The sequence below is a fragment of the Brevibacterium casei CIP 102111 genome (assembly GCF_900169275.1).
In the GTDB taxonomy this organism is placed as follows: Bacteria; Actinomycetota; Actinomycetes; order Actinomycetales; family Brevibacteriaceae; genus Brevibacterium; species Brevibacterium casei.
Genome location: NZ_FXZC01000001.1, coordinates 796,489 through 822,436, shown reverse-complemented (window position 1 = coordinate 822,436; position 25,948 = coordinate 796,489). Strand labels below are relative to the sequence as shown.

Here is a 25,948-nt window from a genome sequence, read left to right as displayed (position 1 = left end):
GTTGTCGAGGTTCGGTTCGAAGAGCGGTGGGGCGAGCTCGTCGGTGTCACTTCATCGTCTGCGACCGAGGACCTGTCCGACCAGAGCTTTCGCTCCCGTTCGCACGTGGAGGTTCATTCCGCCGTATTTCGTCGGTGAAGACTCGATCGATACACCCCAATGCCGGCGTCGGACCCGAGCGGATTCAGCGAGTCCGATACGGATGAACCCAGTTGTCCTTCCCTCATCGTCTGTTGCGCGAGCGTAGAGCTTCACCGTCCCCTGCGAGAGAAGCGCCTTGACCGGGATGGTCACCCGGAATCCGGTGACGGCGTTGGCTGCTCGATCGACGTCCCCACCTCCAGCCCGCTCATCGGTGAGCTCTGCGCCGAAGAGAGCGAGTTCCTCGCCGTCCTTGCGCACCTGGATGTCGAGCCCGGTGATCTCACGTGTCGCCAGCACTGCGGCCGCCGTGCCCTCGACCACCACTGCGAAACCTCTGACCTGTACTCGATCGACCACATTCAGAACCGCCCTTGAACGGTTGCCTCTGCGGGCGACTGCTTCCACGAGCGCAGGAATGCCTGAGGCCAGGCTCCACACACGCGCCCGATTGAGCGGGCTGTAGAACTCGAAGAGCCTCTCGGGAAGACAGAATTCCCTCACCAGACGGGTTGATTCGGCGATCCACGCGAGACGGACTTCAACACGTCGCGTATGGAAGGTGTCGTTGAATCGGTTGAGGGTCACTCTGCGGAAGAAGTCCGCCACCGCTTCCCGCCGAAGCGCGTCCTCCCAGGGACCCGATTCCAGGGGTCTGAGGCTTTCGCGGATGCCTTCGGCGTGCAGCCGCGGTTCGGTTCTCGATTGGCTGATGTGACCGCCGCCGTGGTCGCAGACGAAGTAATACGTCCGGTCGGAGAGAATGGAGACTTTGCCAGCCAGCGCATAGGCGCGGAAGCAGAATTGAGCATCTTCGAGCCTGATCCTCTCCGCAGGGAACGTCAGGTCGTTCGCGACGAGGAAGGAACGGCGGAAGAGCTTGAAGCAGAAGTTTGAGCGAACGAGTCGGCGGATATCGCCAACCTCCTGCGTATCGGCGAAGACATCGTCATGCGTGTGGCGTCCTCCTCGTCCTTCGAGTCTGACGAGTACGACATCGCTGAGCTTCTCGTCGGCGTAGGCCACAGCGTTGCCCAGACAGTCGCCGTTGAGCCGGTCGTCGACATCGTGGAAGAACACATAGTCGCCGCGTGCCGCGGCCAATCCGGTATTCCGCGGTGCACCGGCCCAGCCGGAGTTCTCCTGACGGATGACGCGGACGCCGCGGTACTCTGCAGCCAGTTCGTCCAACACGGTCGGGGTCTCGTCGGTCGAACCGTCGTCGACGACGATGACCTCGACATCGCCGTCTTCACACGTCTGCGCTGCGGCTGATGCGACCGCAGTCCGAACGTGCTGCGGGCTGTTGAAGACAGGGATGACGATGGATAGACGCACCGGGCTCTTCTCTGTCATCGTGTGGCTCACTCAGCCGTCCCTCTTTCTTCTCCACGGGGACATGCCCGCAGTTGGTGGTGGAAGTTCAGCCGTAGGCGGCTGGGCGCAGGTGATCTGTGCGATCCTGCAGATCGCAGCGTCAGGACTTGCCGAGTTCGGATTTGATCCGCGTGGTCGAGATCTCGGGGGTGCGCGGAAGGTAGACGACGTCGACCTTGTCCTTGAGGAAGTCGAACTCCCCTTCCCAGTCGTCGCCCATGACGAAGGTGTCGATGTGATACTTCTCGACATCGGTGACCTTCTGCTCCCAGTTGTCTTCGGGGATGACGAGGTCGACGTAGCGGATGGCCTCGAGCATGCGCTTGCGCTCTTCGAAGGTGAAGTAGGACTTCTTACCCTTGCCCTCGTTGAACTCGTCGCTCGAGAGGGCGACGACGAGGTAGTCGCCTTGCTCCTTGCACCGCTGCAGCAGCCGGATGTGACCATAATGGAGCAGGTCGAACGTGCCATAGGTGATGACTCGGCGCATACGGAAACGGTCCCTACTGATCGGAGGGGGCTCGGACAGTCCGTCGAGCCCTGGAAGCTTCAAGAGTTCACCGGTATTTTACCAGCCGGTTACCCGGCCATAGAATCGGCAGACTCCTTGCCCTTCTCGCCTTCAGACGGACCCATGGCGAAGACGGCCGCCTCGAATTCGCCGATCACTTCCGCGTTGTAGACATCGGGGTCGAATGCCGTCGGTGTGATCTCTCCCGCAAGGAATTTCTTCATGCCCTCGGCCAGCGCCGTCTCATCGCAGTCGACGATCAGTCCGCCGCTGCCGTCCATCGCACTTGCCGCAGAACCGAAACGCGTAGTGACGATGGGCAGCCCAAGCACTCGGGCTTCGAGGATGACGATCGGCTGACCTTCGTAGTCGCTTGAGAGGACGAAGCAGTCGCATCCGGACATCAGGGCGTAGGGGTTGCGCAGTCGACCGGTGAATTCGACGGAGCCGGCGACGCCGAGCGAGACGGCGAGTTCTCGGAGTTCGTCGCTCAGCGGCCCGTCTCCGATGATGACGAGGCGGGCGTCCGGCTCTTCAGCGCTGACTTCAGCGAATGCTCGGAGCAGCCGGGCCTGGTTCTTCTCCGGAGACAGGCGTCCGACAGTGACGAAGGTCTTGCCCTTCTGCGCTCCGAGGAGACCTCCGACAAGTGCTTGGCGGGAGGCCTCCGAGATCAGCTCGTCGAATGAGTAGTGTTTGCCGATCTCGGCGACGGCATCTGAGAGCGTACGCACGTCAATGGACAGTGCGTGGGGGTTCGTCGCGGTCGAGCGTCCTGCGCCATTGCGAACACGGTCGACATCGATGACATTGCGGGCGCTGATGAACCGCTCGGGTTCGGCGTACCTGCTGAGACTCTCCGCATTGATCTCGCGCAGGTCGGGCGATACCGAGACGAGTGCGTCATAGTCGTGGTAGAGCTTGAAGACACCGGTGAGGTTGTTGAAGTGGGGCCTGGCACCATCGACCTCACGCATCGCATCGGCTTCGAGGTCGTTGTGCAGCCAGACGGCTTTGCGGTCGGCTTCGGCGTGCGCCATGATCCTCGCCCAGTAGGACGAGTATCCGCTGAAGTCGACAGCCGCATCGAACCTCGCGTGGCCGAACAGGCGTCGCCATTCCCAACTCCACAGCGCGGTGTCGCGGTCGGCGGCGGCGAGATCTCCGACGGGCGTGGCATCGAACTCCTGCATGCTCCCCAGCAGGGGAAGCTGCAGGCTTCCCTGGTCGCGGATGACCTGGCGCACGTGGGGCGGAATCAGGGCCGCGTTGTCCAGGCGATCCTGTTGGCCGGACCGGTAGTAGAGCGCCGTGACATCGACTTTCTCGGGGTCGATCCGATTGAGCAGGTTGAGCACGGATGAGGTGATTCCGTTGGTGATCAGCCCGCCGAGGTAGAGCACGAGGGTGCGTCGCCCGTCCGCGAATCCCCGAATCACTCGGCCCTCAGATTCTCTGCCTCTGAACACGACGTCGAGGACGCGCGCGCTGGCGCTGCCGTCATCGCGGGGAGTCAGCTGCGCTGCGAGCTCGTCGAAGCGCGCGGCCTCCTCGGGAAATGCACTCGACAGGTCCACATCATCCTCGGCGAGACGGATCGCCTGGTCGAGGAGTTCGTCAATGCTCTCGGAGACCGGTCCCGGAAGCTCATCGGGTCGCAGGTAGGTGCCGCGTTCGGCGGCATACTTCCCCGCGTCGGGGAGGTGGAAGAGGACCGGCCGCCCGGTACCGAGGAAGTCGATGAAGATGCTCGAGTAGTCCGAGACGAGGATGTCGGTGATCGCGAGGACGTCGTTGGCGGGAACATCGTTGGGAACGAGGAAGTCTGCGAGCTCCGGATCATCGACGAGCTGATCGACGATCACCTGGTGGGCTTTGAGCAGAACGATCCATCTCTCGTCCTCGAGTGCGCTGCGCAGGGCCATGACCGTGGCTTTGAGACGCCCTGCATCGGACTGCGGATTGTAGAAGGAGCCGCCTCGCCATGTCGGCGCATAGCAGATCACCTTCTTGCCGTGGGTGGAGATTCCGCGGTCGCCCAGCACTGCCCGGGCTCGATCGCCCGCGCCCGGGCCGATCATCTTGTCGGTGCGCGGATAGCCTTCCTCGATGATCGCCCCGCGGAACACATTGTTGAGCTTGTATGCGCCGAGGTACATCGTCTCGGTCATGAAGGAGTTCTGCGACAGAAGATAGTCAGCGGACATGAAGTTGCGCAGGACGTTGCGGGCCCCGTCTGCACCGTTCTCGATGTCGTAGCCCATCTTCTTCAGCGGGGTCCCGTGCCACACGTTGAGATAGATCTGTTCGGGGCGCTTGATGAACTCAGCAGGGAACGTCGCATTGTTGACGAGATACTGGCTCGTCTCGAGTGCGGTGAAGTAGTCCCGGGACCGGTGTCGGACGAAAGACACCCGTGGATGTGCGGAGAACTCCGAGCGGAAGGGCGATTCCCATGCGGTGTCGTTGAGAACCCAGATGTGCTGGTAATCCTCGTAGTCGGCTGTTGCGATCATCGTGCGGAACAGCGCTTCGGGATTGCAGAGCGCACCGTTGCCGGAGAACGACTCCCACACCACCGTCTTCTCGTGCACCTTGCTGGTGAGCGCCTTGGTGAACGATCGAGAGCTGATGGCTGCGGCCAGTGATCGTCTGTTGCGTCTGTACTGCTTCGACCACGACACCCGTTCCTTGCGAAGATAGGCTGCCATCGCCGGTGGCAGTGCATCGAGCAGGAGTCGCTTGCCGGTCGAACGGACATTCACGCGTGTGGACCTTCTTCGCTCTCGAGCTGCCGCCGCTTCCGCAACACAGCACCGCGCCCAGCTCCGCACCGAGCGCACATCTCGTCATCCCGACGATCCTATCCGAGGTTCGCAGGGTGCTGCACCGCAGCGCGCACCCGCCGATCGCTCAGCCGATACCGAGCACGTCGCGACGCGACTCGATCACCTGTCGGGCCGCCCCGATGAACCGCTCGATCTGAGTTCCGGGGCTCGTATCGCCGAGGTAGTGAGCGCTCAACGTTCTCGAATCCCGATCAGTGGCCTCGGCAAGCCGGTCGACGAGAGGAACACCGCCTCCCGAAGCCCAATTCACTGTCCTGTCGATGAGACCGTTGTCCAGCACCTCGGCCCGCGGGTCGGTCGGAGCGATCATCACCAGCGGCTTCTCGGTGGCGAGCCAGTCGAACGCCACAGACGACATCTCGGCGACGGCGACGTCGGCAACGTCGAGCTGCCACGAGACGTCGGAACTCGTATCGACGAACCCACGGGGGTGGGCATCGACCCGCCCGCGCACTGACTCAAGGGCACGGGCGAATTCACTGCGGAGCAGACCGGTGCGCGGATGTGTCCGAAGGATCACTCGGTAGCCCGCGTCGAGGAGCTCGGAGACCACCTGAACCCCGGTCGTCGCCATAGTTCCGTAGCTCATGCTCGGCGAATCACCCTCCCACGTCGGGGCGTAGAGGACCGTCAATCCGGCAGGCGCCTCGGCGGCGAACCTCTGCCACGCCACCGGGACGCTGAATGCACGGTCGAGCTGGGGGCGACCGACATCGATGAGAGCGTCGGAGTCGATCCCGTGCAGGGTCGAGGTGATGCGATCGCGCGCTGCCTGACCTGCGGTGAAGACATAGTCATAGGCTTTGAGCTGGTTGGAGATCATCGAGATCTTCTCGCTCTCTCCATGGCTGAGATGCACGTGCGCCGGGGAAGGGAACCGCAGTGCCTGGAAGTTCGTCGTCGCCTGATTGACGTAGAACACTGCGCGCAGGCTCGGTGGGGAGAAGAATGCTTCGAGACCCGCAGTGAGGCGGGAGAAGCGAACAGGCAGGTCGGTGCGCGAGGCGATGTGCTTGGCGACGCGGGCATCCCGGGTGAGGATCCCGAAAGGGGCATCGCCAGCTCCCTGACGCACGAGAGAATCACGCAGCTGCTCGAAGGGCCACAGCCATTGTTCGAGTTGGTACATCGAATGGACATCCGAGGAGAAGTATGCGGCAGCGACGAAGGCGTCGTCGGCATTCGGCCGGAACCCGACGGGAAGCCGGGACTCCTCGTACCGGCTGCTGATGAGATCGCGTCCGATCCGTGCAGTTCTGGAGACGACCTGCCACTTGCGCCGCATCGAAGGTGTGGAGAGCGAAGGCATGAAGCCCATTGTGCCTGGACAACCCGAGAATGGTGATCAGGCAGGTCGGAGATGATGGGCACCGGGCTCGCCGCCGGTATAGTTGTCCATCAGCTCCTCGCCACCAGATACGCGAACTCAGAACTCGGAGTGATTGCCCATGACGTTGTTCTCACGCACTCCCGACGTCACAATCGGCATCCCCGCTTACAACGCAGAGAAGTATCTCCCGACGTGCCTGCAGAGCATCGCGGACCAGACTGCCGACCGCAGGCGGATTGAGACCATCGTCGTCGACGACGGGTCCACGGACGGCACCGCTGAAATGGCCGAACGTCTCCTCAAGGACCTTCGACTCCGCGGCAGCGTGGTGACGAGACCCAATTCGGGCACTCCTGCAGAACCCCGCAATGCAGTCCTCGATCAGGCCAAGGGGAAGTGGACGTACTTCGTCGACGTCGACGACTTCCTTGGCCCCGAGGCGATCGAGTCGATGACCGAGCTCGGCAGGGAGGGGCGAGCCGATGTCGTCGTCGGAAAGTACGTCGGCGTCAACCGGGGCGTGCCCAAGGTGATGTTCCGCGAGACGCTGAGTCAGACGGACGCGCGCAGAACGCCGCTCATCGACTCACTCAACGTCCTCAAGATGTACCGCACTGAGTTCGCCCGCGACCTCGGCTACCGGTTCAATCCGAGGCTGCGCATGGCCGAGGATCATCCGTTCGCTCTGTCCGCCTATGCGCGTACCGAGCGCGTTGCCGTGCAGGCCGATGTCGACTGCTATCACTGGGTCAGGCACAAGACGGAAGCCGGTTCTCAGGCACATCTGACAGGCCATGTGCTGCCGGTCGACGATTTCTATGCCTACATGTTCGAGTCCTTCGCCGTGCTTGCCCGCGCCATGGACGAGGGACTCCCCCTTGCGGGCTATCTGCGTGATCGGTACTGGCACCGACTGCTGTCGTTCGATCTTCCGACGGAGATGCGGCGCAACCGCGGACCGGAGGACAGAGATCGGTCGATCGCCACCGCCCGTCGTCTCATGCTCGCTGAACGGGTGCGGGACTCGTCGGCGGAACTCAATCTCAAATCGAAGGCGATGCTCAGGGCCTTGGAACTCGGCGACCGCGAGATGGTGGAGAACGTCGGTCAGCTCCTGAAATGACGGGCAGCGCGCGGCGTCAAGTAGTTTGGGGTGTGAGCCCAACCAAGGAGATCCCGATGGCACCGTCGCGCCGCCTTCCCACTTCCCCGATCAGTCGCCTGCCCCGCCCCGCCGCAAAGCAGCGACCGACTCCGGCCTCACCGGCACCGGTTCTGCTCAGCCGTCAGATCGTCGACAGCGAGCCGCAGACGGTGACAGTGTCCTCGACCTTCGCCGAGGCGCTTGCGAGCTGTGCGGCCGAGGGCTCGTCCCAGCCCGGGACGATCACGCAGGTCATCGTCCCGCATTCGACTCCCGAACTGCTGGCGGAGATCGCCACCACCTGGGAACTTCACCCCCTCCTCGTCGAGGACCTCTTCCACGCCGACCAACGACCGAAGGTCGAACGCTACGGTGATGTGCTCTTCGTCGTCCTCAAGTCCGCCCTCTACCTCGACGCCGAGGAGGAAGTGGACTTCAGCGAGTTCCACCTCCTCATGAAGGGCGAGGACCTCGTCATCATCTGCCAGGACGGTCGCTTCATCGACGGCCAGCCCATCCCCGCAGACACCGATGAGCTCGTCGCTCACTTCTCCAAGGTCGACTTCATCGGGAAATCCGATCGCAGACTGCTCTCGCTCGGCCCCGAAGCTCTCGTCTACCGCCTCCTCGACAGCGTCGTCGACGGCTACTTCCCCGTCATCGACGGTCTCCAGAACGACAAGGACGGCATCGAACGGCAGGTCTTCAGCGGAGACCCGGCAGCGGCCGAGCGCATCTATCGACTCAGCCAGGAGGTCATCGACGTCCTCCACGCGACGACACATCTCAACAGGCTCACACAGGCGCTGAGCAACGGGGCGACGAAGTACGACATCCCCGAGGAGCTGCGGGCGTACCTCAACGACGTCACCGACCACCTCACCAGGGTCCTCGCCGAGGCGGGTGAACTGCGCGAGTCCCTGTCCCAGATCCTCAACGTCAATGCGACGCTGGTCGCGCAGAGGCAGAACGAGGACATGAAGAAGATCTCCGGGTGGGCCGCGATCCTCTTCGCCCCCTCGCTCATCGGTGCGGTCTACGGGATGAACTTCGACAACATGCCCGAACTCCATTGGGCCTTCGGCTATCCGATGGCACTCCTCCTCATGATCGGCTTGAGCGTCACCCTCTACACCGTCTTCCGCAAGAAGAAATGGATGTGACCACGCCCCCGCGACCGTGACGTTCTGCTGAATCATCCGCTTGGAAAGCTGACGCTTCCGGTGCAGAACACCTCAATGATCCTTGCAATGGGCTCCTGCAGGGATGACAATGGACTCCCCTCAGCACTTCCCCGACCCCTAGGAGCGGTGATGACCACCTCCCCGAACAGCCCCGAATCCTCCGATTACCCGAGTTCGGACTCGACACCCGGTACCGGTCCGGCCACCAGCAGACCTGATCCGACGGACTCCGCCCGTTCGCTCCTCACCGATCTCGGGCGCGGAGTGTTCTGGGTCGTGCTCCTGCGCGGCATCCTCGCGATCCTCTTCGGACTCCTCATCTTCCTCGCCCCCGAGGCGGTCGCCGTCGTCGTCGGCATCTGGATCGGAGCGTGGCTCGTCGTCGACGGCATCCTCACGATCGTCAACGCGAACACGGCCCGCAAGCGGGGTCTGTCGTGGGGGTGGGAGCTCGTCGCCGGAATCGTCTACATCATCGCCGGCATCGCGATCTTCATCGCCCCGCTCACGTTCGCCATAGCCTCCGGGATCGTCATCCTCTGGCTGATGGCCTTCGGCATGCTCGTGCGCGGCATCTTCACGCTCGCGTCCAAGGCGTTCCGAGGCTGGTCGAAGCTCCTCGGGGTGCTCGACATCATCTTCGCCATCATCGTCATGATCGTCGTCTTCACCTCACCCGCTTCGGCGGTCACCGCCCTGCTGTGGATCATCGGCGTCTACGTCATCGTCTTCGGCATCTTCCTCATCGTCATGGCGTTCACGGCCCGTTCGCAGGCCAAGCGCGCAATGAACGGCTGAGGCGCACCATCGCATGACAGGAATCGTGAGTCCGAAAGACCTCCGTCGCACGCAGAGAACCTTTGCCGCAGCAGCCGTTTGCCTGATCGGTGCCATCGCCACCGGATGCGCTCCCTCACCGGCATCGTCATCCGACTCGTCGCCGACGGGTGAATTCGCGGTGCCATCGAGTGTCTCGTCTCTGTCATATCCGGTGACGATCTCTCACCGAGGCGGGGCGCTCGTCTACCCGGAAGAATCCATGGAAGGGTTCACCGCCTCGGCGAGGGATGGCTTCCTTCCCGAGATGGACATCCAGTTCCTGCGCGACGGCACCCCCGTCCTCATCCACGACGACACCGCCGACCGCACATTGGACGGTGCGACCGGAGACATCCGCGACCTCTCCCGCGAGGAGTGGGATTCCGTAACGATCACCAGTCCGACCGGTGGGCCGCCAGCGCAGACCGTGACGCTCGAGGAGCTCCTCGACGAGCTCGGAGGAGAGGTCGTCCTCGTTCCCGAGATCAAACCGGGTGCAACCTCGGCGGAAGTCGACGATGTCCTCGACCAATTCGATGAGCGCGAGCTTCAGGATTCGCTCATCGTCCAATCCTTCGACTTCGAAGCGGCCGCGACGGTGGCCGAGCGCGGCTACACTTCGCTCTTCCTCTTCGGAGGCGAACTTCCTGAGGAGTCTCCCGCCCAGATCGTCGAGGCCGGCATCGACTGGGTCGGGCCCAACCGTGATCTGCCTGCTGAGGACGTTGCAGCCCTGACCCGAGTCGGACTCAAAGTGGCACCGTACGGCTTGAAGACCGCCGAGGATGTCGCGGTCTTGCCCGATGGAGTCTCCGGATGGTTCACCGACGACCCATGGGACGACTGAGCTCAAGTTGGGTCTGACTGTGCACGTACCTGAGCCGAACGACGACCTGACGTCCTAGCGTCGCTCGCGAGTACAGTGAGGACTCGTGAGCGACGCCGACACCCCCACTGCCCCGACCCGCCCACCGTTGGCGGTCTCCCTCGCAGCGTTCGTCAGCAGCTTCGATCGGTTCGCAGTCAGTCCGCTCCTCGTGCTCGTGGCCACCGACCTGGATGTTCCGCTCGCCCAGGCTCTGGGCATCGCCAGCGCCTATTTCCTCGCCTACGGGGTGAGCCAACCCCTGTGGGGCATGATCTCCGACCGGGTGGGCCGGATTCGACTCATGCGCTGGGCGCTCATCGCCGCAGCGATCGTCGGCGTCGTCGCGGCGCTGGCCCCGACGCTGACTGTCCTCATCGTCGCCCGCACCCTCGGCGGCGCGTTCTACGGGGCCATCGTCCCGACCTCGCTCACCTACGTCGGCGACACCGTCGATGAGGAGCATCGACAGCCGGCGCTTGCCGACCTCATGGCCGCCATCGCCGTCGGCACCGCCCTGGCCACGGCGCTGGCGGGCATCATCGCCGACGTCATCGACTGGCGGGCCGTCTTCGCGATCCCCTCAGCACTCGCGGTGCTCTCGGTCATCGGCCTCACCCGTGTGCCCGAATCCCACCGCGAGGAGCGCACCGGCGTCATCCAGACCATCCGCACTGCTCTCGGCGACCGCTGGGTGCTCGTCGTCATCGCGCTCGTCTTCGTCGAAGGGGCGGCCGTCCTCGGCGTCCTCACGGTGCTCGCGCCCGCACTGCAATCGCTCGGCGTCGGCGCCGCCGTCGCGGGGCTGGCCACCGCCGCCTACGGCGTCGGAGTCATCGTCACCTCCCGCTTGGTCGGACCCCTGTCGCGGCGACTGCCGATGCCCGGTCTCATGGCCATCGGCGGGTCGGCCACCGTCATCGCGTTCGCACTGCTCACCCTCCAGCTCTCGATCGCCACGGTGATCATCGCCGCTTTCCTCCTCGGCGCGACGTGGTCCTTCCTCCACTCCTCGCTGCAGACATGGTCGACCTCGGTGCGTCCGCAGGTGCGCGGCACCGTCGTTTCGCTCTTCGCCGGCTTCCTCTTCGCCGGCAGTGCGCTCGGCGCGTGGGCGGGAGGGGTCCTCGGCGATCACGGCGAATGGACTCTCCTCTTCGCGATCACCGCGGTTCTCGCCTTCGTCCTCACCGTCGCAGTCGTCCTCAGCCGCTGTGCCTACGAATGGCCCCGTCGGGTCTGACGGGCACCGAGCCGCAATCCTCCCTCACCACGGATTGGCCAGCTGCCACTGTCGACGCCAATAGCTGTCACCGGCGTAATGCGACCTGTTCGGCCGGCACCCGCGGAGGCTGGCGTTGGCCGCCAGCCACGCCCGCACGGACGCTGAGACCTCATCCATCCGCCCGATCCACTCGTCGAGTTCGAGAAGAAGAGTCGCCCCGTCCTCAGCGGTGAGCAGGCACGAATAGCGGGGCAGACCGCGCGTGTTCTGCGAATGCGTGTACGTCACCGCATCGCACCCGGTCGTGAGGTAGAAGCGGATGTACTCCCCCGACACCGCCGAGCACAGGGTCTTGAAGTCCTGATACGTCGTCAGCCACTTCGGCGCCCGATATTCGTTCATACGTTCTATTATGCGCCGAGGCGGCCGGAAGTCCCAGCGCCGGATCAGCCGTCGAGTGCCCCAGGATCCCCAAGGAGGGGGTACTCCCCGCTCTTCGCCGCCTCGACGAGGAGTCCGTGGTCCGCGGTGACCACCTCGGCGTACTTCTCCGCCCACACAGCCACGGCGGTCGCGAAGGTGTCCGACGTCCCGAGATACTCGGCGATGAGCCGAGCTCCCGGTGACTGCGAATGCGCCCGGGCAAGGACCTCGCCGCACAGTCGGGAGTATGCCTCGAGCTGCGGGGCAGTGAGCGCGGCCAGATCGTAGCTGCCCTTCATATCGCGGAACTGGCGCCAGTAGTAGCCGCTGCCCCGGAATGTCGTCCACCCGAGGAACGGGTCGGAGACCGACTGGAGGACGAGCTGGGCTCGGACGACCCGTTCGCCCTCCGAGGTGATCCTCTGCCCCTCGGGGTGATCGGAGAACTTCGGCTGACCGCCGAACGCCGAGACGACCGACTCCTGCGCCTCCTTGACCTGGAGCAGCAGCGGTTCACCGTCGGGCCCGGTGACGAGGACGAGGAAGCAGCGCGTGCCGACGCTGCCGACCCCGACGACGCGCAGCACCGAATCCGCCACCTCGAACTGCTCGAGGAGCACCGCGACGTCGGTGCGCGCGGTCCTCCGATACTCGGCGAAGAGCTTCTCGACATCGATCGACGGGTCATCGAGATGACGGGTCAGCGGCGGCTGGTCGACGATGCGCAGCCCCAAATCCGAGGACTCCGTGGCGAATTTCTTCAGCGCCTTCTCACCCGTGCGGCTGCGCGCCTTCTTCATCGCCTTCTTCGTCGCTGTGTGGTGATGCTCGCCGCTGATCGCCGCCAGCAGCGTGTCCGAGTCGACGATCGAATAGAAGCGATCGAGCGCAGTCACGGCCATCTGGGCACCCATTCGATACTGGTAGCCCTTGACTGCGGCGAATGCCGCTGTGCGCCCCGCCTCCTCACCGAGGCCGTGGACCTGCGCACTGAGGAACGCCGAGGCGGCCAGTCGCTTGACATCCCATTCGAACGGCGCGAACTCGGCTTCGTCGAAGTCGTTGAGGTCGAAGATGAGGGAGCGCTCCTTCGAGGCGAAGAAGCCGAAGTTGCCCACGTGCGCGTCCCCGCTGGAGAGGACGACGGGGCCGGTCGTCATCCCGGCGGCGAGGTCGACGGCCATCTGCGCGGCCGCACCTCGGTAGTAGCTGAACGGCGATTCGGCGAGCCGCTGGGTTCTGATGCCGAGCAGGTCAGGCAGCCGCGACTCGTTCTGCCGGCAGATCACCCCGACCGGATCACGATCGGGCGGCAGATCGAGTTCGGCGTGACTCGAGCGCGGTGTCGCTTCCCGCAGAGACCGGCCATCGGCCACGTCCATCTCATCCACCTCGTTCGCTCGGCGCGGAGTTCGTCGCCCCATCGTAATGCCCGTCACCGTCCCCTGGATCGTCCCGTAGGCAACGATTTCGCCGAGGCGGTCGGACCCGACAGCGCTGCGTGACCGACCCCACGGTGCTGCGTGACCGACCCGACAAGCCCGCCCGGCAACGCCTTCGGCCGATCGCGGCACAGCCGCCTTTCGCCGTGCAGCCCGCGCAGACGGCGGGCCGTGGGGAACGATTCCGCCGCATTCGGCGGTTGTCGCAGCACGCCTCCGACGAGGATCGTTGAAGACAGCACACCCCGGGATTCCGCACCATACCCGGAGAGACTCCCCGCACACCCCAGAGACCGCACACCCAGAGAAAGAGGAACACCCATGAAGGCAGTCCGACTCCACGGCAGAGAGGACCTGCGCATCGACGACGTCGCCGAGCCGACGGTCGGTCCCGGTGAGATCATGCTCAAGAACGCGTATGTCGGCATCTGCGGCAGCGATGTCCACCTGTACTTCGCGCCCGAAGCCCTTCCCATCGACGTCTTCAGTCCGCATCCCGTCACCGGTGCGCACCTGCCCCAGACCCTCGGCCATGAGTTCTCCGGGACGGTCGTCGAGGTCGGAGAGGGCGTCACCGGCGTCGAGGTCGGTGACCGCGGGGCGGTCTTCCCCATCGCCTACAGCTGCGGTGAGTGCGTCGCGTGCCGCAAGGGCCGTCCGACGAGCTGCCGTCTCATGGCTTCGACCGGGGCGAACGCCGACGGCGGCGGGATGGCGGAGTTCGTGACGGTGGGCGCCTCCCAGTTCCACCGGGTGCCCGAGACCGTCGATCTGAGGACCGCCTCCCTCGTCGAACCGATGACGGTGGCCTGGCACGGCGTCGACCGCAGCCGCGCCCAGGCCGGCGAGACCGCGCTCATCGCCGGCGCAGGACCGATCGGCATCGGCGCCTGGTACGCCTTCCGCGCCCACGGCGTCACCGACATCCTCGTGTCCGAGCCGAGTGCGGACCGCAGGGCGAAGATCGCAGCGCTCGGAGCCGAGGTCATCGACCCGACGACCGAGGACCTCGGAGCCGCGATCGCGGAGCGCACCGACGGCGACGGCGTCGACATCGTCTACGACGCGGCCGGTGTGCCGGCGGCCCTGTCCTCGGGCCTGGACAACCTTGCGCCCGGCGGGCGCGTGGTCCTCCAGTCCCCGCACGAGCGAGGGTTCGAGATCCAGCCCTCGGCGATGATGATGGGTGAGTTCGAACTCATCGGCTCAGTCGGCTACACGCCTGCGGACTTCGACGGAGTCATCGCCCGGATGGCAGCCGGTGAGTACGACACGACCGGCTGGACCGAGGAGATGGACCTCGATGACGCCGTCGAGGCGATCCACCGCCTCCATGCGGGCAGCGGAACGAAGATCGCCCTCCGCGTGAGCTGAGCCTTCCGCACGAGCTGAGTGTTCCGCATCGGCTGATCACCCACGGTGCGAGCCGCCTCCCGCCTCACTCGTGCACGGCCCTCACCCGTTCACGGCCCTCATCCGCGCATGGTCCTTCACCCCCTCACGGCCTCCACCGCGGTCGCGACGTCGGCCTCGGTGGTGTAGAGGTGGAAGGCGAAGCGCGCCCGAGAGGCCACGATCGAGAACCGGACCCCGGCCGCCCGTAGCCGCGCGAGCGCATCATCCGGCAGATCGACGGCGACGATGGCCGAGTCCGACTCGACCATGCCGATCCCCGTGCGGAAGGCGTTCGCGAGCCCCACGTCGTGCTCGTGGATGGTCTCGACCCCGACCGCGAGAAGCGTCTCGAGAGCGGGAGCCGTCCCCACCCAGCTGTGCCAGGCCGGAGAGATGTCGAAGGCGCGGGCATCCTCGGCCAGTCGCAGCGGCATCCCGTACACCGCGTCGCCCTCTCCGGCGAACCACCCGGCAGCGAGCGGCTTGAGCCGCGCCGCATACTCCTCATGCCTGGCCCGCAGCTCGGGGTGAACGGCGAGGAACGCCGTGCCCCGCGGTGCGCACAGCCACTTGTAGGCGGCGGCGACGAGGACGTCGGCCCCGGAGGCGTCGAGGGGCAGCCAGCCTGCGGCCTGCGTCGCATCGACGATGACGATCGCCCCGACTTCCCGGGCCCGGCGCGTGATCGCGGCGAGGTCGGCGACCTCACCCGTCGACGACTGGGCTGCCGAGACGCTGATGAGATCTGTGTCCGCGGTGATCGCCTCGGCGAGGCGGGACAACGGAGCCGTGCGCACCTCGACCCCGCGGTCGGCGTGGACGGCGAAGGGGAAGATCCCCGAGGTGAACTCGATGTCGGGGACGAGGACCTGCGCCCCGTCGGGAAGCGCCTGAGCGACGGGAGCGAGCAGCTGCGAGACGGCGGCACCCGTCGCGACCTCGCCGGGTCGAGCGTGGACGAGGGCGGCGAAGAGCTCCCGCGACCGCTCGACCGTGGCGATCCAGGTGCGCCACGGCGTCGTCCCCCGCCGCCACGCGTCGAGGGAGTCCTGGAGATCATCCCAGGCTCGCCGAGGCGGGGGTCCGTAGGAGGTCGTGTCGAGGTAACCGGGGTCGACGTCCCACAGCCGCTGCGCCTCGGCGAGGGTCAGCGTTCCCGCCTTCGGCAGCTGCCCGGGTGCCGTCTCCGGCGGCTGCCCGGCTCGCTCCTCCCGAGGCGAGGCGGCCGCCGCGTCATCGTCCACGATGCCCATGTCTGCGAACCTAGCACCCGGCACGGACGCCGGACCAGACCCGCAGGCGCCGCCCCTGCTCAGGCGATGCGTTCGGGGTGGGAGTAGACGTTGAAGCGGCCGCCGCGGTTGAAGCCGATGACGGTGACGCCGCTCGTGCGCCCGTAGTCGACGGCGAGCGCCGAGGGGGCGCTGACGGCCGACATCATCGGGATGCCGGCCATCGCCGACTTCTGGACGAGTTCGAACGACGCCCGGGCCGAGACCTGGAGGACGGTGCGGGCAAGCGGCAGCCCCCGCTCGGCCATCGCCCAGCCGATGACCTTGTCGACGGCGTTGTGGCGTCCGACGTCCTCACGGGTGACGAGGAGCTCGGGTTCGGCGTCGGGATCGTCGCCGACGGCGAAGAGGGCGGCGGCGTGGACTCCCCCGGTCTTCTCGAACACGGCCTGCCCCTCGCGGAGGCGGTCGGGCAGTTCTCCCACGCGCGCCGGGGTGAGCAGTGGTGGGAAGACGATGTCGCCGTCCTCATCGAGGTGCGGGGAGTCGCTCGGGACCGCGATGCCGCCACCGCGTTCCGCAGGGTCCGCGCCGGTTCCGTCCGCCGGCTCCGCTCCCCCGGCGCCGAGGAGCGGGATGAGCGGGTACGCCGAGGGCTTCGTCACCGCGTCGATGGCCGCGGTCCCGCAGATCCCGCACGATGATGAGGTGTAGACGGAACGGGCGGGAGCGGCCGCCGCGTTCCACACCCCGGGTCGAAGCCGGACACCGGCGACGTTGTAATTCCGCGAACCGTCGGGGGCGAGGCCGGTCGAGAAGTCGATCTCCGCGATGTCGGCCATCGAGGTGATCACCCCCTCGGAGAGGAGGTAACCGGAGACGAGTTCGACGTCGTTGCCGGGGGTGCGCATCGTCACGGAGAACTGCTCACCGTCGAGGTTGACCTCGAGCGGCTCCTCCCCGGCCAGCGAATCAGGTCCGACCTTGATCTCACCGGTCGCGTCGAAGCGGTGGACGCGGGCCCGGACGGCCTTGCGCTGCTGCATCTCAGACCCTCGGCCCGTGGTCGGTCGTGTCCTCGACCGAGGTCTGGATGTGCTCGAGGAGATCGTCGATGACGGTGATCCCGTCACGCACCCCGCCCTTGGACCCGGGGAAGTTGATGACGAAGGACCGTCCTCTCACCCCGGCGACACCTCTGCTCATCACCGCCGACGACGTCGATTCGAGCCCCTTGCGCCACATCGCGTAGATGAGTCCCGGCGACTGCCGCTCGAGGAGTTCGGCGGTGAACTCCGGGGTCCGATCGTCGGGCGCCAGCCCGGTGCCCCCGGAGGTGACGACGATGCGGGGGCGGGCCGCCTCGGCGGGGGTGAGAAGAAGCTCCCGCAGCGCCTCACCGACGGGTTCGCCGTCACGGACGACGATCGGGTCGGGGCAGTCGTATCCGCGCCCCCGCAGCCAGTCGACGAGGATCGGGCCGGTCGTGTCCGCCGCCTCACCGCGCGCCGCCGAGGTGGACGCGATGATCACGGCCGCCGATCGGCCTTCGCCGAGGCGGTCGACGGTCGGCTCTGTGGTGGTCATCCTCGCACTCCCTGCTCCCGACGCTCATGGATTCCGCGCCCATTGTCCCATGTCGGGCGGACATCGACAGGGTGGGCGCCGACGGCGCTGCCGGCGCCCTGTCGGGATGATGAGTGCGGCGCCCCGTCAGTACAGTGGCTGATCAGTACAGTGAGAGGCAGCGCTGGGGCAGAAGGGCCCGACGCGAGGACCGGGAGGGATGATGGACGATCTGACGCTGAGCACGCTCACCTGGCTGCGCATGGTGAGATTCGTCCAGAACAGCAACCAGATCTCGAACGACCACCTGCGCGGCTACGGGCTGACGATCGCCCAGTTCGAGGCACTGGCGAACATCCGCGCCTACCAGCCCATCACGCAGTCCGACCTCGCCGAGCGCCTCACGGTCAGCGGCGGCGGGATCTCGCGGATGCTCTCCCGGCTCGAGCGCGAGGGACTGATCTCGCGCCGACAGGACTGGAAGACGAAGTACATCTCGCTCACCGACACGGGTCGCGCAGTCCTCGAAGAGGCCTTCCCGAGCCAGCTCGCGCTCCAGTCGTCGATGTTCGACGACGTCCTCAGCGAGGACGAGCGGATCGACCTCCACGCGCTGATGAAGAAGCTCTACGAACGCAGCGTCGAGCGCCGCAGTCGTTCTGCCGACGGGACGTCGGCCGGTGACGACGGGAACGGGGACTCCGCCGACAGGGGTTGATTCCGCGGGGACTGCTCGACATCCGACGGGGACCGGCACCATCGGGAATATTTTCCCTCGGTTATCAGTTGCCATGACAAACGAGAATGTCATCGGCACCCAAGGAGACACCGTGACCGAGTCCAGGAACCTCATGAACGAGCTGAACTTCGACCCCAGCCATGGCCTGCAGTTCGGCATGTACACCCTCGGCGACCATCTGCCGAACCCCACCGACGGCTCTCGCATCAGCGCAGGCGAGCGCATCCGCGAATTCGTCGCGTATGCCAAGGCCGCAGAGGAGGCCGGCTTCGACTTCTTCAGCGTCGGCGAGAGCCACCAGCGGTACTTCGCCTCCCAGGCCCACGCTGTCATCCTCGGAGCCATCGCCGAGGCGACGGAGTCCATCCGGATCGGCAGCACCTCGACGATCCTCTCCACCTCCGATCCCGTCCGCGTCTTCGAGAACTTCGCAACGATCGACCATCTCTCCCAGGGCCGGGCCGAACTCGTCGCCGGTCGCGCCTCGCGCGTGGGTCTCTTCGAGCTGCTCGGCTACGACCTGCGCGACTACGAGGAGCTCTTCGAGGAGAAGTTCGACCTGCTCCTCCAGATCGCCCGGGAGGAGCAGGTGACGTGGAACGGGCAGTTCCGCGCCCCGCTTGCCGACGCCGAGGTGATCCCCCGTCCCGCCCAGGAGACCTTCCCGATCTGGCGGGCCGTCGGCGGCGCGCCGACGAGCGCGATCAAAGCCGGCCTCGCTGGCGTGCCCATGGTCATGGCCCACCTCGGCGGAACCGCCTCGGTGTTCAGGACGACAGTCGACGCCTACCGGGATGCCGCCCGACATGCCGGTCACGACCCAGCCACCCTGCCGATCGCCACCGCCGGGTTCCTCTACACCGCGCCGACGACGCAGGACGCGCTGCGGGAGCTCTACCCGCACATCAACGAGGGAATGAAGCGTGTCAACGGGCAGGGCATGCCCAAGCAGCTCTTCGCCCAGGCCGCCGACCCGCACAGCATCGTCAACATCGGCAGCCCGCAGGAGATCGTCGAGAAGATCCTCCACCAGCACGAGGTCTTCGGCCATCAGCGCTACCTCGGCCAGATCGACTTCGGCGGCATCCCGTTCGACCGCGTGATGCGGCAGATCGAGACGATCGGCTCGGAGATCATCCCCGCCGTGAAGAAGTACACCGCGGAACCCGCCTCCGCCCGCACTGCCGATTCCTCGGCGTTCGACCAGATCGGCGCCGAAACCGATGAGACGGGCCATGACCGCGACTCGGCCGACACGGACGGGGAGCTCGTGCGATGAGGATCGTCGTCCTCTCCGGCTCGAACGTCGGGACGAAGACCCGTACGGTCATGGAGTACGTCACCCAGGCCGTTATGGCGCAGGATCCGGATGCGGAGACCACGCTCATCGACCTCGCCGAGGCGGACATGGACTTCGCCGACGGCCGGAACTTCACCGAGTACACCGGTGACACCGGCCGCATCGCGCGGACGATCATGGACGCCGACGCGATCCTCATCGGCACCCCGATCTTCCAGGCCTCGATCCCGGCGTCGCTGAAGAACGTCTTCGACCTCCTCCCGGTGAACGCGTTCCGCGACAAGGTGACAGGCATGGTCGCGACCGCGGGCTCGCCGAAGCACTTCCTCATCCCCCAGCAGCAGCTCGTGCCGATCCTCTCGTACATGAAGGCGCAGGTCGTCCAGCCCTACGTGTTCGTCGAGGAGCGGGACCTCCACCGGAACCAGATCGTCAGCGACGATGTGCTCCAGCGCCTCGACCGCCTCGTCGAGGACACCCTCACCCTCACGCGCACGTACACGGCGATGCGCGAGGAGCGGGAGGCCGCGTACGGGTTCTGATGCTCGGGGCCGACACCGCTGACGGCGTCGGCCCCGGCCAGGTCCATAGGCTGCCGTGTCAAGGATTTCCGGGGTGCGGAATCCGGGGCAGAACTCACAATCTGCTGCCGAGTTCCGCACAGGCCTCTGCCAAAAACGATGAATAGGGTTCTGATTGTCATTTCAATCAAACCTGGAGGTCACCCCGTGTACGCCACGACCGGACTCCCGACCATCGCCCGCGACGTCATTGCTCTCATTGCCCGCATCGGACTCGGAACAATCCTCATCGCCCACGGCTGGCAGAAGTTCAACGAGTGGACCATCGCCGGCACCGCCGATTCGTTCGCGCAGATGGGCGTTCCCCTGCCCGAACTCGCCGCCCCGTTCGCAACCTTCGTCGAGCTCATCGGCGGTGCCCTGCTCATCCTCGGCGCCTTCACCCCGATCGTCGGAGCGCTCATCGCCGTCAACCTCCTCGGGGCGCTCGTCATCGTCCACTTCGTGCCGGTGCCCTTCGTCGACCAGGGCGGCTGGGAGCTCGTCGCCGCCCTCTCGGCCGGCGCCCTGCTCATCGCGGCCATGGGGCCGGGTCGCTTCAGCGTCGACCGCTTCGTCTTCCGCTCGAAGTCAGCCCGCGGCAAGCGCGCCGACCGGGTCGGTTCGCCCGCCGCGGCGTAGGAGTTCTCGGACCTGAGGCCCTGAGCGGCGGCACTGCCGCTGCTCAGGGCCTTTGCTATATTGGATGTGCCGTGGCGAGCGGGACGACCCGATCGCTGACCGCCGTGATGAGGACGACCTCGCAGAACTGGATGACCATCATGTCCGCGACGCTGCGCAGCATCGTCACTCCCACCGCTATCGTCCGTCTCGTCCTCGGCTGGGGCACCGTCGCCGCCCTCCCGTTCCTCGCCGAGGCGCTCGCCCCGCCAGCCCCGGCCCCCGTACTCGTCTCCGCCCTCGTCGTCATCGTCGGCGTGATCCTCACCTGCGCCTTCGGCGTCGTCCACGAGGCCGAGCACCTCGCCCGCCGCCTCGGCGACCCCTACGGTTCCCTCGTCCTCACGCTCTCGATCGTCCTCATCGAGGTCATCCTCATCGCAGCCGTCCTGCTCGGTCCCGGCGATCATGCGACGATCGCGCGCGATTCCGTCATGGCCGTGTCGATGATCATCCTCGGGGCCGTCGTCGGGCTCTGCCTCCTCATCGGCGGCCTGCGCCACGGGGACCTCGCGCACAACCGGACGGGGACATCGACGTACCTCGGACTCATCGTCGTCCTCTCCGCGCTTGCGTTCGCGCTGCCGACGGTCATCGGGGAGAACGGCAGCTACCTGCCGTGGCAGGAGATCCCGATCATCGTCCTCACCCTCGGCCTCTACGCGTTCTTCCTCACCCGGCAGATGGGGGCACAGGCCGACGACTTCCGTGAGGTCGATCCCCGCCTCGCCGAGGCGGCCGCCCGTTCGACCGAACTCACCGATGCCATCGCTCCCGCGCACTCCGTCGTGGGGGGTGCCGGCGCCGTGGAATCCGACGCGACACCATCCGACGACATCGTCGCAGCCGAGCCGGCGGCCACCCCTGCAGCTCATCCGAACGGCGTCGCCCCACCGCTTCCAGCCGACACTCCAACGGTCCGCCCGGGCATCGTCGCGACCCTCTCGTCCCACCGGGTCGAGATCCTCGCGCGCCTCGGCCTCCTCGTCGTCACGGTGCTGCCGATCGTCCTCCTCTCCCATGACATGGCGTCGCTGCTCGATGACGGGCTCGGCCGCCTCGGCGCCCCGACGGCACTGTCGGGCATCGTCATCGCGATGATCGTCTTCCTCCCCGAGACGATCACCGCGATCCGCGCCGCCTGGCAGGGCGAGGTCCAGCGGGTGAGCAACCTCTGCCACGGGGCCCTCGTCTCCACGGTGGGGCTGACGATCCCCGTCGTCCTCGTCATCGGGATGCTCACCGGTCAGCAGATCGTCCTCGCCGAGACTCCGACCAACCTTCTGCTCCTGTCCGTCATCATCGTGCTCTCGGTGACGACGTTCGCCGCGAAGAGGGTCACCGCCGTCCACGGCGCAGCCCTCCTCGTCGTCTTCGCCGTCTACGGGATCACGGTGTTCGCGTAGACGAGGCTTTAGCAGGCAAGGTCCGCGTCAACGAGGCTTGCGCAAGCGAGGTCCGCCTCGTCGGCAGCCCGCTCGTGTCAGGAGCCGAACCGGTCTGCGCGTGTCAGGGGTTCGTGGCATGGTGGATTGACATCTGTCGCCGCGAGAGGAGGTCGTCGATGCGCCACGATGCCGAACGGGAGCGCACCCATGCGCTCCTCGACTCCGCTCCCGTGCCCGGACACTGGGACGAGGTGCTCGCCGACCTGCGCGCCTCTCCCCTGACCTCCTTGTCGGATGCCGACATCCTCGCCGAGGCGACCGGCCTCCTCATCGTCGCCCCCACCGCCGAGGTGGTCGAGGCCTGCTTCGGAGACGTCCTCGCCGCTTTCGAGGAGCCCGTAGGCACTACCGATGGCGGTGACGGTTCTGGCGACGCGGCCGCGGGCCCGTCGGCCTTCACCCGCGTCGTCACTCCCGACTCATTTGTTCCCTCAGACGTCCCCGCGGGGACGTGGGTCTTCCTTCCTCACCGCAGCGACGGATGGGAGGAAATCGAAGCCGCCTCGGCGAAGGTGCACCGTGCGCTCGTCGAGGAGAACGCCGGCCGCGACCGGGAGGCGACGATCACCGTCATCGAGTACGGGGTCAACCTGTGGCTGTGGGCCGAGCCGCCGTCTCACGGCGGGGACCCGGTCTGCCACGCCGGCGAGCTCATCAGCTGGGAGAGCGCGTGGGCGCTCGACGAGCGCAACCCTGTGCACCCGCCGCAGAACACAGCCCCACCCTCGGCGAGCAGTGCCGCCGGGAGGTCCGACCGAGCCTACGCGCGGCCTCCGATCTTCTTCGGCCTGCCCCGGGTGCTCCACGATCGGCGCAGGGCCGGCTGAGGACCTCTCGAAGCTCCGCGCGGCTCGAGAATGCGCTGACCGTGCCACCCGCGATCGCACCCTCCGCCCCCTCACGCGATCGCGACGACCGTCCCGGCGACGACGAGGAGGATGAGGTAGCCCCACGCGTGGACGAGGTCGGGGATCCGTGGCACACGCCTGCGCAGAAGCACGATGATCGGAATCGCCCCGAGGAGGAGAGCGGCCGCCGATCGCACGTCGACGGACCCGAGGAAGCCGGGCGCCTCGACCTGCCCGTGCGCGGTGAGCGTGATGATCACCGCCGGGGTCATGATGATGAGCGTGAGCGGGTTCGCCAGGGTCGTCGCCACCGTCATCGTCGCTCCCGAGCGCCGCATCACCGGCACGGTCATCACACTGCCTCCCACCCCGAGGAACGAGGCGAGCCCGCCGATCGGCACACCCCACACCGGTGAGATGCCGCGACCGCCCTCACCCGCCTCGGCGTCGGTCCCGGGTCTCCTCCGGAAGAATCCCGGGCGCAGCACGATGTCGACGGCCGTGACGGCGACGTAGACGACGAAGCCCCACTTAAGGAGTATCTCGGGGGCGTACCGCGCTGCGAGTGCGCCGAGTCCCCCACCGAGCGCGAGGAGACCGAAGAGACACCCCCTGCCGGTCAGGTGCGCCAGCGTCTCCCGCCTCGTCGAGACGGTGGCGACGAGGGCGCCGACGAGCATGACGAGCGCCGAGGTGGCCGCGGCCACGCGCGCGGTGTCGGCACCGAGGTCGGCGTCGACGACGGTGATGATCGGCACGGTGACGAACCCGCCGCCGAAGCCGAAGAGCACGGTCGTCAGGCCGACGAGCACCCCGACGAGCACGAGCACCGCGAAGTCCATCACCCCATCACACCGCACGCGCGCCCGGCGGACAAGGCCTGTGCCACGACCGTCGCTCTCGAGGGGACCTCTCCCCGGCGAGCGGACCAGCCCGGAGCGGTCCCCTCACACCGGAGCGGTCCCCTCGAGGTGCTGCCGAAGTCGACCGGACCACAGGGGGTCTTGACTCCCGGTCGTAGGCTGAGGGTATGGAGTTCAGATATCTCGGCAACAGCGGTTTCAAGATCTCGGAGATCACCTACGGCAACTGGCTCACCCATGGTTCCCAGGTCGAGAACGACATCGCGACCAAGTGCGTCCACGCCGCGCTCGACGCCGGCATCTCGACCTTCGACACCGCCGACGTCTACGCGAACACGGCGGCCGAGCAGGTCCTCGGCGACGCGCTGGCCGGCCAGCGTCGCGAGTCGCTCGAGATCTTCACGAAGGTCTACTTCCCCACCGGCCCTAAGGGCCACAACGACACCGGCCTGTCCCGCAAGCACATCATGGAGTCGATCGACGGATCGCTCACCAGGCTCGGCACCGACTATGTCGACCTCTACCAGGCCCACCGGTACGACTACGAGACGCCGCTCGAGGAGACGATGCAGGCCTTCGCCGACATCGTCCGGGCGGGCAAGGCGCTCTACATCGGAGTGAGCGAATGGAACGCCGATCAGCTGCGGGCCGCGCACTATCTGGCCCGCGACCTGGGGATCCAGCTCATCTCGAACCAGCCGCAGTACAACATGCTCTGGCGGGTCATCGAGGAGCGGGTGGTGCCGACGTCGAAGGAGCTCGGCATCTCCCAGATCGTGTGGTCGCCGATCGCGCAGGGCGTGCTCACCGGCAAGTACAAGGTCGGGCAGCCGGCCCCGGCGGGCTCTAGGGCGACCGATGAGAAGGGCGGGGCCGACATGATCTCCCGCTACATGAACGACGAGACGCTCACCGCGGTCGCGAAGCTCGAGCCGATCGCCGCGGATCTCGGACTGACGATGGGGCAGCTCGCGATCGCGTGGGTGCTCGCCAACGACAACGTCGCCACGGCGCTGGTCGGGGCGTCACGTCCCGAGCAGGTGGAGTCGAATGCGGCCGCCGCCGGGGTCAGGCTTGACGCCGAGGTGCTCGCCCGCATCGACGAGGCGCTCGGCGATCTTCCCGAGACCGATCCCGCGAAGACCCAGTCCCCGCCCACCCGCATCGTCTGAGGACGGTCCGTTCCCCGCCGAGGCTGCTCTGCCGGGCCGTCGGGCCGTCGGCGATCGGGTGCGGTCGGCGCAGACAGGGCGGCTGTGCGGGGCACCGTGTGCTCCCTCGAGAGTGTCCTCGCGGTGGATCCGAGTCGAAGAACGGCCGTTTCTCGAACCGGATCCTCCTCGCTGAGGTGCGTCAGCCGGTCGTGGGGTGAGCAGTCAGAGCGGCAAGCCCGTGAGCAGGTCGACCTCCGGCTGCTTCGGCGTCACCGGTTCGACGATGAGCGACGTCGCACACGCGGTGAGGATACCGGCTGGCAGGCCGATCGCGAGCGCGAAGAGCAGGGTCGCCCACTCATACGCGCCGATGTAGTCACCGGGACCCTGGATGATCATTCCGAGGATGTTCAGGGCGACGAGCACGGAGACGAGACCGAGGCCGAAGCAGAAGAGCACCGCGCCGACTCGACTGCGCAGCCGAGGGGCCGCCAGACGCACTGCGAACTCCGCCGGGACGCCCATGACGAGACCGAGCACTCCCCCGAATGCGGTCACCGCGGCGATCATGACGATCTGACCCGGGTCGAACCCGAGGAGGACGAGCGCGACGATGAGACCGGTCGCGGCACCGATGCCCACCGTGAGAAGGATGAACCTCCAGAACGGGAGCCGCTTACGGAATACCGAAGTCATACCGACACTCTCTCACGGCCACAGCCGGGCTCCCGAGCCCTCGAGTCAGCGCCCCGAGGTGGATCCGGTTCGAAGAACGGCCAGATCTCGAATCGTATCCTCCTCGCGGAGCCGCGCCCCACGCACTACAGGCTCGCGGAGCCGCGCCACCGGCAC

At 66.6% G+C, this 25,948-nt stretch carries 24 protein-coding genes; 13 read left to right on the top strand and 11 right to left on the bottom strand.

Annotated elements, in window-relative coordinates:
* Nucleotides 1-51 precede the first annotated feature (51 nt).
* The 4 genes from BC102111_RS03600 to BC102111_RS03585 all read right to left on the bottom strand — a co-directional run bounded on the left by BC102111_RS03600 (nucleotide 52) and on the right by BC102111_RS03585 (nucleotide 6,187).
* Nucleotides 52-1,497: a glycosyltransferase family 2 protein gene (locus BC102111_RS03600; RefSeq protein ID WP_101623598.1), complete on the bottom strand. Its 1,446-nt coding sequence runs from the start codon at nucleotides 1,495-1,497 to the stop codon at nucleotides 52-54.
* Nucleotides 1,498-1,618: 121 nt separating this feature from the next.
* Nucleotides 1,619-2,008: a glycerol-3-phosphate cytidylyltransferase gene (gene tagD, locus BC102111_RS03595; RefSeq protein WP_063248911.1), complete on the bottom strand. Its 390-nt coding sequence runs from the start codon at nucleotides 2,006-2,008 to the stop codon at nucleotides 1,619-1,621.
* Nucleotides 2,009-2,097: 89 nt separating this feature from the next.
* Entirely contained in the window at nucleotides 2,098-4,740 is a 2,643-nt protein-coding gene (locus BC102111_RS03590) for a glycosyltransferase (protein ID WP_146001390.1), read from the bottom strand.
* Nucleotides 4,741-4,942: 202 nt separating this feature from the next.
* Nucleotides 4,943-6,187 (bottom strand): CDP-glycerol glycerophosphotransferase family protein, encoded by a 1,245-nt coding sequence (locus tag BC102111_RS03585; RefSeq protein WP_232252498.1) that lies wholly within the window; start codon nucleotides 6,185-6,187, stop codon nucleotides 4,943-4,945.
* A 139-nt stretch (nucleotides 6,188-6,326) separates the two neighbouring features.
* On the opposite strand from BC102111_RS03585, the gene BC102111_RS03580 reads away from it, so the two are divergent.
* The 5 genes from BC102111_RS03580 to BC102111_RS03560 all read left to right on the top strand — a co-directional run bounded on the left by BC102111_RS03580 (nucleotide 6,327) and on the right by BC102111_RS03560 (nucleotide 11,463).
* Nucleotides 6,327-7,331 (top strand): glycosyltransferase family 2 protein, encoded by a 1,005-nt coding sequence (locus tag BC102111_RS03580; protein WP_101623595.1) that lies wholly within the window; start codon nucleotides 6,327-6,329, stop codon nucleotides 7,329-7,331.
* 56 nt (nucleotides 7,332-7,387) lie between these two features.
* Nucleotides 7,388-8,515 (top strand): magnesium and cobalt transport protein CorA, encoded by a 1,128-nt coding sequence (locus tag BC102111_RS03575; RefSeq protein WP_232252499.1) that lies wholly within the window; start codon nucleotides 7,388-7,390, stop codon nucleotides 8,513-8,515.
* Nucleotides 8,516-8,665: 150 nt separating this feature from the next.
* Nucleotides 8,666-9,334 (top strand): HdeD family acid-resistance protein, encoded by a 669-nt coding sequence (locus BC102111_RS03570; protein WP_101623594.1) that lies wholly within the window; start codon nucleotides 8,666-8,668, stop codon nucleotides 9,332-9,334.
* Between the two features lie 13 nt (nucleotides 9,335-9,347).
* The gene (locus tag BC102111_RS03565; RefSeq protein ID WP_101623593.1) at nucleotides 9,348-10,202 is read left to right on the top strand and encodes a glycerophosphodiester phosphodiesterase; all 855 of its coding nucleotides are present in this window, start codon (nucleotides 9,348-9,350) and stop codon (nucleotides 10,200-10,202) included.
* An 85-nt stretch (nucleotides 10,203-10,287) separates the two neighbouring features.
* On the top strand, nucleotides 10,288-11,463 hold the full coding sequence (locus BC102111_RS03560; protein ID WP_101623592.1) for an MFS transporter: 1,176 nt from the start codon (nucleotides 10,288-10,290) through the stop codon (nucleotides 11,461-11,463).
* A 24-nt stretch (nucleotides 11,464-11,487) separates the two neighbouring features.
* On the opposite strand, the gene BC102111_RS03555 is transcribed toward BC102111_RS03560, so the two are convergent.
* Together BC102111_RS03555 and BC102111_RS03550 are read right to left on the bottom strand one after the other, a co-directional pair.
* A complete protein-coding gene (locus BC102111_RS03555; protein WP_101623591.1) occupies nucleotides 11,488-11,847 on the bottom strand; it encodes a hypothetical protein in 360 nt (119 codons plus the stop codon).
* A gap of 44 nt (nucleotides 11,848-11,891) precedes the next feature.
* The gene (locus tag BC102111_RS03550) at nucleotides 11,892-13,250 is read right to left on the bottom strand and encodes a DUF2252 domain-containing protein (RefSeq protein ID WP_101623590.1); all 1,359 of its coding nucleotides are present in this window, start codon (nucleotides 13,248-13,250) and stop codon (nucleotides 11,892-11,894) included.
* 381 nt (nucleotides 13,251-13,631) lie between these two features.
* On the opposite strand from BC102111_RS03550, the gene BC102111_RS03545 reads away from it, so the two are divergent.
* Nucleotides 13,632-14,684, top strand: coding sequence for an alcohol dehydrogenase catalytic domain-containing protein (locus tag BC102111_RS03545; RefSeq protein WP_101623589.1), 1,053 nt, complete (start codon nucleotides 13,632-13,634; stop codon nucleotides 14,682-14,684).
* 116 nt (nucleotides 14,685-14,800) lie between these two features.
* On the opposite strand, the gene BC102111_RS03540 is transcribed toward BC102111_RS03545, so the two are convergent.
* The 3 genes from BC102111_RS03540 to BC102111_RS03530 are packed head-to-tail and all read right to left on the bottom strand — an operon-like array spanning nucleotide 14,801 to nucleotide 17,524.
* Nucleotides 14,801-15,958, bottom strand: a complete 1,158-nt coding sequence (locus tag BC102111_RS03540; protein ID WP_197907817.1) for an aminotransferase class V-fold PLP-dependent enzyme — start codon at nucleotides 15,956-15,958, stop codon at nucleotides 14,801-14,803.
* Between the two features lie 59 nt (nucleotides 15,959-16,017).
* Nucleotides 16,018-16,983, bottom strand: coding sequence for a formate dehydrogenase accessory sulfurtransferase FdhD (locus BC102111_RS03535; RefSeq protein WP_101623588.1), 966 nt, complete (start codon nucleotides 16,981-16,983; stop codon nucleotides 16,018-16,020).
* A gap of 1 nt (nucleotide 16,984) precedes the next feature.
* A complete protein-coding gene (locus BC102111_RS03530) occupies nucleotides 16,985-17,524 on the bottom strand; it encodes a MogA/MoaB family molybdenum cofactor biosynthesis protein (RefSeq protein ID WP_101623587.1) in 540 nt (179 codons plus the stop codon).
* Between the two features lie 202 nt (nucleotides 17,525-17,726).
* Here BC102111_RS03530 and BC102111_RS03525 point away from each other — a divergent pair, with 202 nt between their 5' ends.
* The 6 genes from BC102111_RS03525 (at nucleotide 17,727) to BC102111_RS03500 (ending at nucleotide 23,058) form a co-directional block, all read left to right on the top strand.
* Entirely contained in the window at nucleotides 17,727-18,221 is a 495-nt protein-coding gene (locus tag BC102111_RS03525; protein ID WP_146001389.1) for a MarR family winged helix-turn-helix transcriptional regulator, read from the top strand.
* Nucleotides 18,222-18,333: 112 nt separating this feature from the next.
* The gene (locus BC102111_RS03520) at nucleotides 18,334-19,521 is read left to right on the top strand and encodes an LLM class flavin-dependent oxidoreductase (RefSeq protein WP_101623585.1); all 1,188 of its coding nucleotides are present in this window, start codon (nucleotides 18,334-18,336) and stop codon (nucleotides 19,519-19,521) included.
* Nucleotides 19,518-20,084 carry an NADPH-dependent FMN reductase gene (locus tag BC102111_RS03515; protein WP_101623584.1) on the top strand — a complete coding sequence of 189 codons (567 nt, stop codon included), beginning with the start codon at nucleotides 19,518-19,520 and terminating at the stop codon, nucleotides 20,082-20,084. The genes BC102111_RS03520 and BC102111_RS03515 overlap by 4 nt, the downstream gene beginning before the upstream one ends.
* Before the next feature lie 186 nt (nucleotides 20,085-20,270).
* A complete protein-coding gene (locus BC102111_RS03510; RefSeq protein ID WP_009376360.1) occupies nucleotides 20,271-20,744 on the top strand; it encodes a DoxX family protein in 474 nt (157 codons plus the stop codon).
* A gap of 140 nt (nucleotides 20,745-20,884) precedes the next feature.
* On the top strand, nucleotides 20,885-22,189 hold the full coding sequence (locus BC102111_RS03505) for a calcium:cation antiporter (RefSeq protein ID WP_180960569.1): 1,305 nt from the start codon (nucleotides 20,885-20,887) through the stop codon (nucleotides 22,187-22,189).
* 158 nt (nucleotides 22,190-22,347) lie between these two features.
* Nucleotides 22,348-23,058, top strand: coding sequence for a hypothetical protein (locus BC102111_RS03500; protein WP_101623583.1), 711 nt, complete (start codon nucleotides 22,348-22,350; stop codon nucleotides 23,056-23,058).
* 71 nt (nucleotides 23,059-23,129) lie between these two features.
* On the opposite strand, the gene BC102111_RS03495 is transcribed toward BC102111_RS03500, so the two are convergent.
* The gene (locus tag BC102111_RS03495) at nucleotides 23,130-23,921 is read right to left on the bottom strand and encodes a sulfite exporter TauE/SafE family protein (protein ID WP_101623582.1); all 792 of its coding nucleotides are present in this window, start codon (nucleotides 23,919-23,921) and stop codon (nucleotides 23,130-23,132) included.
* Nucleotides 23,922-24,109: 188 nt separating this feature from the next.
* Here BC102111_RS03495 and BC102111_RS03490 point away from each other — a divergent pair, with 188 nt between their 5' ends.
* On the top strand, nucleotides 24,110-25,114 hold the full coding sequence (locus BC102111_RS03490) for an aldo/keto reductase family protein (protein ID WP_101623581.1): 1,005 nt from the start codon (nucleotides 24,110-24,112) through the stop codon (nucleotides 25,112-25,114).
* A 204-nt stretch (nucleotides 25,115-25,318) separates the two neighbouring features.
* Here BC102111_RS03490 and BC102111_RS03485 read toward each other — a convergent pair whose 3' ends face one another.
* Nucleotides 25,319-25,792, bottom strand: coding sequence for a hypothetical protein (locus BC102111_RS03485; RefSeq protein ID WP_146001388.1), 474 nt, complete (start codon nucleotides 25,790-25,792; stop codon nucleotides 25,319-25,321).
* Between the last annotated feature and the right edge of the window lie 156 nt (nucleotides 25,793-25,948).